This is a genomic window from Pseudarthrobacter sp. 05T312, from assembly GCF_056396685.1.
Genome location: NZ_JBFTLY010000010.1, coordinates 55,743 through 68,422, shown reverse-complemented (window position 1 = coordinate 68,422; position 12,680 = coordinate 55,743). Strand labels below are relative to the sequence as shown.

General features: G+C 66.1%; 13 protein-coding genes and 1 tRNA gene. 11 read left to right on the top strand and 3 right to left on the bottom strand.

What is annotated here, in order from left to right:
* The first annotated feature begins 7 nt into the window (after positions 1-7).
* The 5 genes from AC1DIP_RS13985 (at position 8) to AC1DIP_RS13965 (ending at position 4,330) form a co-directional block, all read left to right on the top strand.
* The gene (locus AC1DIP_RS13985) at positions 8-631 is read left to right on the top strand and encodes a CDP-alcohol phosphatidyltransferase family protein (protein ID WP_477734084.1); all 624 of its coding nucleotides are present in this window, start codon (positions 8-10) and stop codon (positions 629-631) included.
* Positions 631-1,539, top strand: coding sequence for a DMT family transporter (locus AC1DIP_RS13980; protein WP_477734083.1), 909 nt, complete (start codon positions 631-633; stop codon positions 1,537-1,539). The genes AC1DIP_RS13985 and AC1DIP_RS13980 overlap by 1 nt, the downstream gene beginning before the upstream one ends.
* 116 nt (positions 1,540-1,655) lie before the next feature.
* The gene (locus tag AC1DIP_RS13975; protein ID WP_477734082.1) at positions 1,656-2,852 is read left to right on the top strand and encodes a glycosyltransferase; all 1,197 of its coding nucleotides are present in this window, start codon (positions 1,656-1,658) and stop codon (positions 2,850-2,852) included.
* A gap of 74 nt (positions 2,853-2,926) precedes the next feature.
* Positions 2,927-3,000 (top strand) — tRNA-Ile (locus AC1DIP_RS13970).
* A 139-nt stretch (positions 3,001-3,139) separates the two neighbouring features.
* The gene (locus AC1DIP_RS13965; protein WP_477734081.1) at positions 3,140-4,330 is read left to right on the top strand and encodes an acyl-CoA dehydrogenase family protein; all 1,191 of its coding nucleotides are present in this window, start codon (positions 3,140-3,142) and stop codon (positions 4,328-4,330) included.
* 86 nt (positions 4,331-4,416) lie between these two features.
* On the opposite strand, the gene AC1DIP_RS13960 is transcribed toward AC1DIP_RS13965, so the two are convergent.
* Positions 4,417-5,001, bottom strand: coding sequence for a murein hydrolase activator EnvC family protein (locus AC1DIP_RS13960; RefSeq protein WP_477734080.1), 585 nt, complete (start codon positions 4,999-5,001; stop codon positions 4,417-4,419).
* A 447-nt stretch (positions 5,002-5,448) separates the two neighbouring features.
* On the opposite strand from AC1DIP_RS13960, the gene rpsB reads away from it, so the two are divergent.
* The 6 genes from rpsB (at position 5,449) to AC1DIP_RS13930 (ending at position 10,479) form a co-directional block, all read left to right on the top strand.
* The gene (gene rpsB, locus AC1DIP_RS13955; RefSeq protein WP_141161029.1) at positions 5,449-6,312 is read left to right on the top strand and encodes a 30S ribosomal protein S2; all 864 of its coding nucleotides are present in this window, start codon (positions 5,449-5,451) and stop codon (positions 6,310-6,312) included.
* Between the two features lie 130 nt (positions 6,313-6,442).
* A complete protein-coding gene (gene tsf / locus AC1DIP_RS13950; RefSeq protein WP_477734079.1) occupies positions 6,443-7,279 on the top strand; it encodes a translation elongation factor Ts in 837 nt (278 codons plus the stop codon).
* A gap of 150 nt (positions 7,280-7,429) precedes the next feature.
* Positions 7,430-8,167: a UMP kinase gene (gene pyrH, locus AC1DIP_RS13945; RefSeq protein ID WP_141161027.1), complete on the top strand. Its 738-nt coding sequence runs from the start codon at positions 7,430-7,432 to the stop codon at positions 8,165-8,167.
* A 129-nt stretch (positions 8,168-8,296) separates the two neighbouring features.
* The gene (gene frr, locus AC1DIP_RS13940; protein ID WP_306631816.1) at positions 8,297-8,854 is read left to right on the top strand and encodes a ribosome recycling factor; all 558 of its coding nucleotides are present in this window, start codon (positions 8,297-8,299) and stop codon (positions 8,852-8,854) included.
* On the top strand, positions 8,854-9,774 hold the full coding sequence (locus tag AC1DIP_RS13935; protein ID WP_476210244.1) for a phosphatidate cytidylyltransferase: 921 nt from the start codon (positions 8,854-8,856) through the stop codon (positions 9,772-9,774). The genes frr and AC1DIP_RS13935 overlap by 1 nt, the downstream gene beginning before the upstream one ends.
* A gap of 120 nt (positions 9,775-9,894) precedes the next feature.
* Positions 9,895-10,479: a DivIVA domain-containing protein gene (locus AC1DIP_RS13930; RefSeq protein WP_476211860.1), complete on the top strand. Its 585-nt coding sequence runs from the start codon at positions 9,895-9,897 to the stop codon at positions 10,477-10,479.
* A 21-nt stretch (positions 10,480-10,500) separates the two neighbouring features.
* Here AC1DIP_RS13930 and AC1DIP_RS13925 read toward each other — a convergent pair whose 3' ends face one another.
* Positions 10,501-11,190, bottom strand: a complete 690-nt coding sequence (locus AC1DIP_RS13925) for a hypothetical protein (RefSeq protein WP_476210246.1) — start codon at positions 11,188-11,190, stop codon at positions 10,501-10,503.
* A gap of 19 nt (positions 11,191-11,209) precedes the next feature.
* A complete protein-coding gene (locus tag AC1DIP_RS13920; RefSeq protein WP_476211861.1) occupies positions 11,210-12,676 on the bottom strand; it encodes a sodium:solute symporter family transporter in 1,467 nt (488 codons plus the stop codon).
* Positions 12,677-12,680 lie beyond the last annotated feature (4 nt).

Sequence of the window (12,680 nt, the reverse complement as noted above, 5' to 3'; positions counted from 1 at the left end):
GGGACGGGTGAAGTTCATTGGTGCAGGCGCCCGACCCGGCCGTCCCCAGGTGGACCATGACCGCGTGGTTACCATCCCCAACCTGCTCACCGTGGTGCGGTTCATGGGCGTTCCGCTCTTCATCTGGCTTGTGCTGGCCCAGAAGGAATATTGGGCCGGCGTGGTTGTCCTGGCTGTCATGGCGGGGACGGACTGGATCGACGGCTACATCGCCCGCCGGTTCGACCAAGCCTCCAAGCTTGGCCGGGTCCTTGACCCCATTGCCGACCGCCTGGCCCTGCTGGCGGTGGCCTTCACGCTGGTGATTGCCGGCGTCGTGCATTGGCTGTACCTGGCGGCACTGGTGATTCCCGATGCCGTCCTGCTGGTATTGACGCTTTCCCTCTTCCACGGACACCCGGACCTCCCGGTCAGCGTGGTGGGCAAGGTGCGGACCGGGCTGCTGCTGTTGGGGACGCCCCTGCTGCTCCTCTCCCGCCTGGATACCGGTATGTCCGCCACGCTCCTCACTGCCGCCTGGGTGGTGCTGGGCCTGGGCCTGGTGGGCCACTGGATTGCCGCGTACAACTACTTCTGGGCGATGCTGCGCAAGGGCCGGGAACAACAACAGCACGACGGCGGGAACGGCTGATGGTGTGGCTTGCCGTCGGCCTGGCAGTGCTTGGCGCCTTCTGCCTTGCCCTGGGTGCCCAGCGCCAGGGGAGCGCCGTCAAGGCCGATACCGGCGGCCTGGCCCTCAGCTCCAACGGTTTCCTGCGCCTCCTGCGCAACCCCCGGTGGATGCTGGGGCTCCTGCTGCTGTGCACCGGCATGGCCATGAATGCCGTAGCCCTGGTCTCCGCGCCGCTGACGGTGATCCAGCCCATCGGTGCCATTGCCCTGGTGATCACCACAGTGGTCAACGCCCGGGACCAGGACCTGACCATCAACCGCGCCACGGCCGTCTCCATCGCCGCGTGCGTCACTGGATCCGCGCTCTTCGTCCTCCTGGCGGTCAACGTGACCCAGGAGAACCACCATGTCAGCCCTGAAGACGAGCTCACCATTGTGCTGCTCCTTGCCTTGGCGGTGGGGCTGTTCGGCACGCTGGCTGTAACGTTCAAGCACCGGATGAACGCGTTTATCTATATCCTCGGCGCCGGTATTCTGTTCGGTTTCGTGGCAGTGCTCACCCGGATCATCGGCAAGCACCTCCTGGACCCGAACGGGCTCTTCCTGCTGAACGTCCAGTGGTATTCCGTGGTGGCCATCATCGCCGCCGGGGGGCTGGGGTCATGGTTCGTGCAGAGCGCCTACTCCACCGGGCCGCCGGACCTGGTAATCGCCGGGCTCACGGTGGTCGACCCCATGGTGGGCATTGCCGTCGGCGTCATCATCCTGGGTGAACTGCGGCCGGACGTCCACGCGGTCATGGCCATTGCAATGGGAACGGCGGCCTGCCTTGCTATCGTTGGAGTCATCGCCCTTTCCCGGCACCACCCGGAAGTCACCAAGCGCAAGAAGGACGCGCGGAAGGCTTCCGGAAGGCCCACCCACTAGTCCATTTCCCGTCCAACTTCGCCAGTCATCCCACGAAGCCCGGCGCCCCTGCGCCAGTGGCCAACCGTGCTGTCAGTTCCACGCTGTCCGCACCGTGACCATCAGGAGTACTCCCCATGACCACGCCAGCCGACCAGCGCCCCCTGACCATCCTGATCGCCGCAGACACTTATCCGCCCGACGTAAACGGTGCTGCCCAGTTCGGATACCGGCTGGCCAAGGGGATGACGGCCCGGGGCCACAACGTTCACGTCCTGGCCTCCCGCGACAGCAAGGGAAAGAGCTTCACCGAATTCCGCGACGAAGCCACCGTGCACCGGCTCCGCTCGCACAAGGCGTTCACGCACGAGAGCTTCCGCCTCTGCTTCCCTTGGGAAATCAAGAAGGAAATCAGCCTCCTGTTCGATCGGGTCAAGCCGGACGTGGTGCATATCCAGAGCCACTACATGATTGGCGAGCACGTGCTGTACGAGGCCGTGAAACGCGGCGTCCGCATTATCGCCACCAACCACTTCATGCCCGAAAACCTCAACCCCTTCCTGCCGTTCCCGCAGTGGTTCAAGGACATCATCGGGCGGGTCTCCTGGAAGGACATGGGCAAGGTCATGGGCCAGGCCGACGTCGTCACCACCCCCACCCCGCTTGCCGCCCGGGCCATGCACGAGCACGCCTTCCTCCGCAAGGTCCTGCCGCTCTCCAACGGCATCGACTCTGCCGTGTACGAGCTGCAGCCCGGTGAGCACATCGAGCCGCACGCCAACCCCACCGTCCTGTTTGCCGGCCGCCTCGCCGAGGAAAAGCACGTGGACGTGCTGATCGAGGCCATCGGCAAAACGCCGCCTGAACTGAACGTGCACCTGGAGATCGTGGGCGGCGGCGAGGTGCGGTCTGCCTTGGAGGACCTGGTTCGCCGGCTGGGACTCACCAGCCGGGTCAAGTTCCTGGGCCTGGCCAGCGACGAGGAACTGCGGACCGCCTACATCCGTGCCGACCTGTTCTGCATGCCCGGGACGGCTGAGCTGCAGTCGCTGGTGACCCTGGAAGCGATGTCTGCTTCCACCCCCGTGGTCCTGGCCGACGCCATGGCGCTGCCGCACCTGGTCCGTGACGGAGAGAACGGGTACCTCTTCACGCCCAATGACAGCGACGACCTTGCCAAGAAGATCACCCAGGTCCTGGAACTGCCCAAGGAGGAGCAACGCGCCATGGGCCGGGCAAGCCGGCAGATGGTGGAACCCCACAGCATCCAGGGGACGCTTCAGACCTTCGAGGACCTGTACCGCGGCGCGTCCTACGAGGACAAAGTGGTCTGAACCCTTTCCCGGGTTTGCTAGAGTGTTTTTGCCCTGCCGGAGCACGGCGGTCCACCGCGTGCTCCCGGGGGCTGGGGGCTATAGCTCAGCTGGTTAGAGCGCGGGACTCATAATCCTAAGGTCCTCGGTTCAAGTCCGAGTAGCCCTACCCATAAACCGCGGCCGACAATTTCCTGTTGGCCGCGGTTTTCTTGGTTAACTCCGCACCCTGCGGTATGTTACTGACCAGTAACATACCGTGCTCCGCTCCGCGGCATGGTCAGCGCTGATCACCAAAGAAGGTAACCATGGCCACCTCCGCAGCCGACTTTCCCGAGCTTCCCTACGCCGACGGCGACTTCTTCGCGTTTGAGCAGCTTCTCTCCGGCAAGGAACAGGACCGGCTGGCCGAAGTCCGAGAGTTCCTGGCGCGCGAGGTCAAGCCGATTGCCGTGGACTGCTGGAACCGTGGGGAGTTCCCCATGGAGCTGGTTCCGAAACTTGCCGGGCTGGACCTGGTCAGCCCGGTCCGGCGGCAGGGCTACTCCAACCTCTTCGCCGGCATTCTGCACGCCGAGGCCACCCGGGCAGATGCCTCCATCGCCACCTTTCTGGGGGTACACGACGGGCTCTTCACCGGATCCATCGAGTTGCTGGCATCCCAGGAGCAGAAAGATGAATGGCTCCCCGACATCTATGCGCTGAAGAAGATCGGCGCCTTCGGCCTGACCGAGCCGCTGGGCGGCAGCGACGTCGCCGGCGGAACGCGCACCACGGCCCGCAGGGACGGGGACAGCTGGATCCTCAACGGCGCGAAGCGCTGGATCGGCAATGCCACGTTCTCCGACTGGGTGGTGGTGTACGCACGCGACGTGGCGGACAACCAGGTCAAGGGCTTCCTGGTGGACACCACGCTGCCTGGATACAGCGCAACAAAGATCGAGAACAAGATCTCCCTGCGGACTGTCCAGAATGCCGACATCGTCCTGACGGACGTAGTGGTACCGGACCACTTCAAGCTCGCCTACGCCAACAGCTTCCGCGACGTGAACAAGGTGCTCAAGGTCACCCGCCTGTCGGTTGCCTGGCAGGCTGTGGGCCTCCAGATGGCCGCCTTCGATGTTGCCCGCAGCTATGCCGTGGAGCGCAAGCAGTTCGGCCGGCCCCTGGCCTCGTTCCAGCTCATCCAGGACCAGCTGGTCCGGATCCTGGGCAATACCGTCAGCTCCATGGGCATGATGGTAAGGCTGTCGCAGCTGGAGGACGCCGGGGAAGCCAAGGATGAGCAGTCTGCCCTGGCCAAGGCGTTCGCCACCGACCGGATGCGGGAGAGCGTGGCGCTGGGCCGCAGCATCCTGGGCGGCAACGGCATCGTGACCGACTACGGGATGGCCAAAATCTTCGCCGACGCCGAAGCCATCTATTCCTACGAGGGCACGGCTGAAATCAACACCCTGGTGACAGGGCGGGCCATCACCGGCATCTCGGCCATCGTGTAGGCGGGCCGCTCCGTACAGGCAGTTGACTGACTGACTAACTGCCTGACTGGCTGCTGCTGCTATGGGTCCATGCCTGCGTTCCGTGATCATTGTCCACCCGCGAGCGGCAGTAAAATGGACGGCCGCAGGTCCAGGACGAACTGCAGGGGATTGACGTAATCCGCACCGTCCCGGACTCCCCAGTGGAGGCACTGCGCCGGCGGGCAGTGACCGGGCAGGACAGTGCCAACCACCTGGCCTGCAGCCACGGCGGTACCCTGCGGCAGCATGCTTTCCACCGGTTCGAAACTGCTTCGCAGGCCACCGCCATGGTCGATGGTGATGACCGGCCGGTCCACCACCACGCCCACGAAGCTGACCGTTCCTGCCGCCGGGGCGTGGACCTCGGCGCCGGCCCCGGCAGTGCCGAGATCCACGCCCCGGTGTCCGCTGAGCCACGGTTTTGGTGGGGGATCGAATCCGCGGAGGACCGCAGGCCGCGGAGCCAGCGGCCACTGCCACGAGGCCCGGGCGCCTGGCTGGCCCGCCGTCGCCGGAACTCCTGCCTGGCCCGGAACGGCTGCCTGGGCCGCCGTGCCGGCGGTGGCCGGCGCGAGTGGGGCGCCGGAGACCGCGGAGGCGACGGACGCCGGCAGCAGCAGGATTGCTGCCAGCAGGACTGGTGTCTTCATGCGACCAGACTGCCCGCCCTGGCCCGCCCGCGGCAGGGCGGATTCCGGCTATGTGGACAACGGCCCGTGCAGGCGCACAGTGTCCGGCGGCCGGGGGTGCCTGTAGTACACTTGATGGAGCAGTTTGCTGCGCCCTCAACGCTTTCCGTCCCAGTGGTCCACCCCCGCGGTGCATCGCCGTGTCCGGACGGCGTCGGCACATCTCATTCAGGAGTGTGGGGGAGCAGCCGCTGACTACGCGCATCCGGCCTTCCGGCAGCCAACGCTCCGGCGTTGTCCATGGAGGACCGCGCTTCCTGCGGTCAGGCTTTCGTCCTGATGGGAAGGGCGGGGGATGCCAGGAGCACGGCCCGTCCGGGCCACGCTGATCAACCGTCAACTATTGGCAGGGTAAGAAACCTCAGGGTTTTCTCATGAATGACCTGCCGGAAAATAAGGAGCGCCGGAATGCCCGTCGTAACCATGCGCCAGCTGCTTGACAGCGGCGTCCACTTTGGACACCAGACCCGCCGTTGGAACCCGAAGATGAAGCGCTTCATCTTCACCGAGCGCAACGGCATCTACATCATCGACCTGCAGCAGTCGCTGTCTTACATCGACCGCGCCTACGAGTTCGTCAAGGCCACTGTTGCCCACGGCGGCACCGTGCTCTTCGTCGGCACCAAGAAGCAGGCCCAGGAAGCAATTGCCGAGCAGGCAACCCGCGTGGGCCAGCCCTACGTCAACCAGCGTTGGCTCGGCGGTATGCTGACCAACTTCCAGACGGTTGCCAAGCGTATCCAGCGCATGAAGGAACTCGAAGAGATCGACTTCGACGACGTCGCCGGTTCCGCTTACACCAAGAAGGAACTCCTGCTCCTCAAGCGCGAGCTCACCAAGCTGGAGTCCAACCTCGGCGGTATCCGCAACCTGACCAAGGCTCCGTCCCTGCTGTGGGTTGTTGACACCAAGAAGGAACACCTCGCCGTTGACGAGGCCAAGAAGCTGAACATCCCGGTTGTGGCCATCCTGGACACCAACTGCGATCCGGACGAAGTCGACTTCCCGATCCCGGGCAACGACGACGCCATCCGCTCCGTGAACCTGCTGACCCGCGTTGTTGCCGACGCCGTTGCAGAGGGCCTGATCGCCCGCAACAACCGCGGCACGGGCGCTGCCGAAGCTCCGGAAGAGCCGCTGGCCGAGTGGGAGCGCGAGCTCCTCGAAGGCAGCAAGGCAGAAGCCGCCGCAGCTCCGGCAGAGAACGCTGAAGCTCCGGCCGCCGAGGAAGCACCGGCAGCTGCCGAGGCTCCCGCCGAAGACGCCAAGTAAGTCACGCAAAAAATCCGGATTCTCCGCGCTGTCCGCAGCCGGAGCTGCTGACAGGATGGCAGCCCACCGACGTGGGCTGCCGTCCTGTCGGTCCGTACACCACCACACATTTCTAGACAGAGGGGTTCACATGGCGAACTACACTGCCGCTGACATCAAGGCCCTGCGCGAGCGCACCGGCGCCGGCATGATGGACGTCAAGAAGGCTCTTGACGAAGCCAACGGTGACGCCGAAAAGGCCATCGAGATCATCCGCATCAAGGGCCTCAAGGGCGCTACCAAGCGCGAAGGCCGTTCCACCGCTGAAGGCCTCGTGGCCGCCAAGGTCAGCAACGGCGTCGGCGTCATGATCGAGGTCAACTGCGAGACCGACTTCGTTGCCAAGGCTGACAAGTTCATCCAGCTGGCCGACAAGGTCCTGGCCGTCGCTGTCGAGTCCGGCGCTGCCGACCTCGAGACCCTGCTGGCCACCGAAGTTGACGGCAAGCCGCTCTCCGAGGTTGTCGTCGAAGAAGGCGCCATCCTGGGCGAAAAGGTCGTTGTCCGCCGCATCTCCCGTGTTGAGGGTGCAACGGTTGACGCCTACCTGCACAAGACCTCCAAGGACCTCCCGGCCCAGGTCGGCGTGCTGTTCGCCGTCGACGGTGAAGGCGAAGCCGCCACCGCCGCCGCCCACGACGTCGCCGTGCACATCGCTGCCATGGCCCCGAACTACCTCACCCGTGAGGACGTTCCGGCCGAGCTCGTCGAGTCCGAGCGCCGCATCGCCGAAGAGACCGCCAAGGCAGAGGGCAAGCCTGAAGCTGCCCTCACCAAGATTGTGGAGGGCCGCGTAACCGGCTTCTACAAGGGCGAGGTCCTGGTTGACCAGGCATTCGCCAAGGACGCCAAGAAGTCCGTGGCACAGGTCCTCGAAGAGGCCGGTGTCAAGGGAACCGCGTTCACGCGCTTCCGCGTCGGCTCTTAGTCGAAACTGCAAGGGGGTGGCCACTTCGGTGGCCGCCCCTTTTGCATGCGCCCAAACGGCCGCAGCAACAGTCCGCTTGGACCACTGCCGGTTCCGACCACCGGAGCCGGCAGGATACCCTTTTTTCAGAGTCACCAACGGGAAGGCATCATGGAAGCCGTCAACACTGTCACGCATTCGGAGAAGAACCGGCGGCGGGTCCTCCTGAAGCTCTCCGGAGAGGTCTTCGGCGGCGGGAAGCTCGGTGTCGATCCCGAGACCGTCCGCAACGTTGCCAAGCAGATCGCCGCAGCCGTTCCCGAAGTGGAGGTGGCCATTGTGGTGGGCGGCGGAAACTTCTTCCGCGGCGCCGAACTGTCCCAGAGCGGCATGGACCGCTCCCGCGCGGACTACATGGGCATGCTGGGAACGGTCATGAACTGCCTGGCGCTGCAGGACTTCCTGGAACAGGCGGGCGTCGAAACCCGCGTCCAGAGCGCCATCACCATGGGCCAGGTGGCCGAGGCCTATATCCCGCGCCGCGCCATCCGACACATGGAAAAGGGCCGCGTGGTCATCTTCGGCGCAGGGGCCGGCCTGCCCTACTTCTCCACCGACACCGTGGCCGCCCAGCGTGCCCTGGAAGTCCACGCCGACGTGGTCCTCATGGCCAAGAGCGGGGTGGACGCCGTGTACACCGCTGACCCCAAGAAGGACCCCACCGCAGAGCGGCTGGAAACCCTCAGCTACGACGACGCCCTCCGCCGCGACATCCGCGTCATGGACCAGACGGCCATGACCATGTGCAAGGACAACGACCTCTCCATGGTGGTTTTCGGCATGGAAGGGGAAGGCAACGTCACCCGCGCCATCCTCGGCGAAAAGCTGGGCACCCTGGTCACCGCCTAGCTGCGGCTAGGATGATTTCAGGACAGTTCCGTCCCCGCCCCACCGGGCGGGGACGGAAACGGCAACATAGAACCACGTGAGTGCAGGGAACCGGCGCCCCGGACTGCACCAAAACCGTCAGGAGAGACCGTGATCGAAGAAACCTTGCTCGAAGCCGAAGAAAAGATGGACAAGGCGGTAGAGGTAGCCAAGGAAGACTTCGCCGCCGTCCGCACCGGCCGCGCCAACCCCGGCCTCTACAACAAGGTCCTGGTGGACTACTACGGCTCGCCCACGCCGCTGCAGCAGCTGGCCTCCTTCGCCATCCCGGACGCCCGCACCATCCTGATCACCCCGTTCGACAAGACCGCCATGCGGGACATCGAACGCGCCCTGAGCGACTCCGAGGTCGGAGCCAACCCGTCCAACGACGGCAACGTCATCAGGATCACCATTCCTGAACTGACCAAGGAACGCCGCAAGGAATACGTGAAGATCGTCAAGACCAAGGGCGAGGACGCCAAGATCTCCATCCGCAACATCCGCCGCAAGGCCAAGGAAACCCTCGACCGCCTGGTCAAGGACGGCGAGGCCGGCGAGGACGAAGGCACGCGCGCGGAAAAGGAACTGGACAGCCTCACCAAGGCCCACGTGGACGGCATCGACGAGCTGCTCAAGCGCAAGGAAGCGGAGCTGCTCGAAGTCTGATGGGCCAGGCAGATCAGGCTCCCGCACCACGGGCGCGCATACGGGGGAAGCAGCCCAGGAGCAACCCGACGCCAAAGGCCGGGCGGAACCTGCCCGCCGCCGTCGTGGTGGGCCTGGCCATGCTCATCGCCGTGCTGGGCGGCCTGCTGTTCGTCCCGCTGGCCTTCGTAGCAATCGTCACTGCCTTCGCCGTCTTTGGCGTGTGGGAGATCTACCGGGCGCTGGAAGCCAACGGCACCAGGATGCCCATCGTGCCGGTCATGACCGGCACGCTCGCAATGCCGTTCGCCGCCTATTTTGGCGGCATCGAGAGCCAGCTGTTCGCCCTGCTGCTCAGTGCCGTGGCGGTGTTGCTCTGGCGCTCGATCGAAAGTGCCGCCGGCTCGGCGAACAGCATCTTCGCCGGGGTGTTCACCCTGGGGTGGGTCCCGTTCTTCATCAGCTTCGCGGCGCTGCCGCTGCATGCGGCGGGCACCACCCCACTGGGGCTGTGGCCCGGCGGCCTGGCCCCCATCGGGGCGTGGGAGATCGCCGTCATGCTCCTGCTGGTGGTCTCCAACGACACCTTTGGGTACCTGGTGGGCGCGTCCCTCGGGAAGCACCCCATGGCACCAAAGATCAGCCCCAAGAAGTCCTGGGAAGGCTTCGCAGGGTCGGTGGCGGGTGCCATGCTGATAGGCGTCCTGGCCGCCCTCTTCGTGCTGGACAAGCCGTGGTGGGTGGGTGCGGTGCTGGCCGTGGGAACAGTGGCAGCGTCCACCGCCGGCGACCTCGCCGAGTCCATGGTCAAGCGTGAGCTGGGCGTCAAGGACATGAGCAGCATCCTGCCCGGGCACGGTGGAGTGATGGACCGGCTGGACTCCATCGTCTTCGCTTCACCGGTGGCCTTTATCCTGTACGGCATGGTGGCCGGCGCATAATCCCTCCAGCGCCCCCCGCGCCTGGAAATGACACACAACGGGGACCCGCGGCCGCGCTGGTCCCGGCACCCTAAACTGGTGCGGAAGCACTACCGGCTGAAGAGCATTGAAGGAATCGAAGTGGCATTGGACATTCATCGGCAGATCCCTGCGTCCTTTGAGCGCGTGCAGCGCAGCGAGTACGGGTACAACGCCCGGCAGGTCGACCAGTTCCTGCAGCGCGCACGGATCTCCCTGGAGACGCCAGAGTCAGCCACTGAGCCCGTCAACAGCGCCGACGTGCGGTGCGTGTCCTTCGACCCCGTCAAGGGCGGCTACTCCGCCGCCGTGGTGGACGCCGCACTGGACCGGCTCGAGGACGCGTTCGCCCGCCGGGAGCGTGACGAACTGATCGCCGCACGCGGGGAAGAAGCCTGGCTGCGGGAAATCGGCAGCCTCTCGGGGATCCTCCGTGGACGCCTGCACCGGCCCGACGGAGAGCGCTTCCGCCGCCCCAGCAAGAACCGGGCGCGCAGCTACAACACCGACGACGTCGACCGGCTGTGCCGCGAACTCGTCGCGTACCTGGAGCAGGACAAGCCGCTGAGCGTGGACAGCGTGCGCCGCGCAGTCTTCCGCCCGGCCGTGGGCCGGGAAGGCTACGAGGAATCGCAGGTGGACGCCTTCCTGGACCGCGTTGTCGAGCTGATGGCAGCCATCGACTGACCGGGCCACTGCTGCGTGGGCTCAGTCCCCGGCCGGCGGGGTGGGGGAGAGCGGCGCGAAGCGGCGCCACACCTCCTGGTAGCTCCGGTACCCCCGCACGGCGGACACCGCCAGGAACGCCAGTCCGCACAGCGCCCCAACGATGAGGCCGCCTGACGTCCCCGCCCCTGCCAGGGTGACCAACAACCCGGCAACGATGGCAATCAGGGCAGCGTTCGCCGTCGTCATGAAGATCATGCTGCTGCCCGCGACGTGGCTGAAGGAGCCGCGGTTGCCGAAGAAGTAATAGGTCTGCCTCGAACCGGCCTCATCGTCGTGGTACGCGGCCATCAGGTAGGGCGCCACGCCCGGATCGAGGTCCACGTAGGCGGCCCGCAGCCTGTTCATGGCCGTGACGTACATCAGGTCCTCGTGGGCCACGTTCATCACCCGGAGCTGTGTCAGCAACCCGATCGCCGTGTCGATGACCAGGACCACCACTGCCAGCAGCACGAACGCATCCGAAAAGCCCGTGGCCTGCCCCACCAGGGCCACGCTGACAACGCTGGCCGAGGTGAACGTCAGGAACATGCTGATGCGGGTCAGCACCTCGCCCTGGGCCGTACTGCGCGACGCCAGCAGGCCCCAGTGTTCCGTGGCGAGCAACTGGGCCCGCACGGAGGGAGGGACCCCGCCTTGCTGGCGGGAGGCACCGCCGTCCTCGATGGACATGGCGCTATTGTCCTCCCGATCACCGCTCGGTTGCCAGCGGCCGTTCCGGGGTGTGCAGGCGCGTCATGATGCGGGGCATGGTCCCGGGAATCCGGTGTGAAGTGGCACGGGACACGATGACCATGACGGCGAAGGCGGCCGGCACGCTCCAGGCTGCCGGCTGCGCCAGCCAGGCCGGCGTCGGGCCGGTTCCCGGCAATGCACCGGCGATCATCGCCCCGCCGCACAGCACCCCGCCGGTCACCATGCCGGCAATCGCCCCGGCGTCGGTCAGGCCCCGCCACCAGATGCCGAGCAGCAGGACGGGGCAGACCGTGGACGCCGTGAAGGCGAAGACCAGGCCCACACTGCCGGCCAGGGCCAGCGAGCCGGTCATGAACGCAAACCCGAGCGGGACCACTGCGGAGATGACGGCAGCGAGCCGGAACCCGCGGACGCTGCCGCCCAGGACGTCCTGGCTGATGACACCTGCCAGGGACACCACCAGGCCGGAGGTGGTGGACAGGAACGCTGCGAAAGCCCCGGCCACCACCAGGGCCGAGAGCAGGTCACCCGCCACCCCGCCAATGAGTTCACCGGGCAGCCGCAGGACCATGGCGTCCGGCTGCCCGGAGCGGGCAAGATCCGGGGCGAACATCCTGGCCACCAGCCCGAATGCCGTGGGGAAGAGGTAGAACACGGACAGCAGTCCCAGGACGATCAGCGTGGTCCGCCGTGCCGAGTGCCCGTCCGGGTTGGTGTAGAACCGGACCAGCACGTGCGGCAGCCCCAGGGTGCCGAAGAGCAGCGCCACCAGCAGGGACACGTTCTGGTAGAGCCCCGCGGGAGCCGCCCCCGTGGGGTTCACCGCGGGAGCGGACTCGGGTTCGGCTCCCTGGCCGGCCAGCACAAAGATGATGAACAGGATGGGCACGGCCAGCGCGGTCAACTTGAGCCAGTACTGGAATGCCTGGACAAACGTGATGGACCGCATTCCGCCCGCCACCACCGTGAGGCATACCACCACCACGACGGCCAGCGAACCCACCCAGTTGGGCAGCCCCGTGGCGATATGGATGGTCAGGGCCGCGCCGTGCAGCTGCGGCACGATGTACAGCCACCCCACCATCACCACCACCAGGCTGGTGACCCGGCGGACTGTCCGGGAGGCGAGCCTGGACTCGGTGAAGTCAGGGATGGTGTAGGCGCCGGACCGGCGCAGCGGGGCGGCGACGAACAGCAGCAGCATCAGGTAGCCGGCGGTGTAGCCCACCGGGAACCACAGCGCGTCGGTCCCGGACACCAGGATCAGCCCGGCAACGCCAAGGAAGCTGGCCGCAGACAGGTACTCGCCGCCGATCGCCGACGCATTCCACCAGGGCCGCACAGTCCGGGACGCCACATAGAAGTCCCCGGTGGTGCGTGAAATGCGCAGCCCGTAAAACCCGATGATGGCGGTGGCAAGGGACACCACCGTGACGGCGGTGATGGCGATGCCGGCATTCACGGCC

Bases quoted from the DNA above. Each gene is read 5' to 3' on its own strand.
- tsf (WP_477734079.1), top strand. From the start codon at position 6,443: ATGGCGAACTACACTGCCGCTGACATCAAGGCCCTGCGCGAGCGCACC.
- AC1DIP_RS13975 (WP_477734082.1), top strand. From the start codon at position 1,656: ATGACCACGCCAGCCGACCAGCGCCCCCTGACCATCCTGATCGCCGCA.
- pyrH (WP_141161027.1), top strand. From the start codon at position 7,430: ATGGAAGCCGTCAACACTGTCACGCATTCGGAGAAGAACCGGCGGCGG.
- AC1DIP_RS13980 (WP_477734083.1), top strand. From the start codon at position 631: ATGGTGTGGCTTGCCGTCGGCCTGGCAGTGCTTGGCGCCTTCTGCCTT.
- rpsB (WP_141161029.1), top strand. From the start codon at position 5,449: ATGCCCGTCGTAACCATGCGCCAGCTGCTTGACAGCGGCGTCCACTTT.
- AC1DIP_RS13925 (WP_476210246.1), bottom strand. From the start codon at position 11,190: ATGTCCATCGAGGACGGCGGTGCCTCCCGCCAGCAAGGCGGGGTCCCT.
- AC1DIP_RS13960 (WP_477734080.1), bottom strand. From the start codon at position 5,001: ATGAAGACACCAGTCCTGCTGGCAGCAATCCTGCTGCTGCCGGCGTCC.
- AC1DIP_RS13935 (WP_476210244.1), top strand. From the start codon at position 8,854: ATGGGCCAGGCAGATCAGGCTCCCGCACCACGGGCGCGCATACGGGGG.
- AC1DIP_RS13965 (WP_477734081.1), top strand. From the start codon at position 3,140: ATGGCCACCTCCGCAGCCGACTTTCCCGAGCTTCCCTACGCCGACGGC.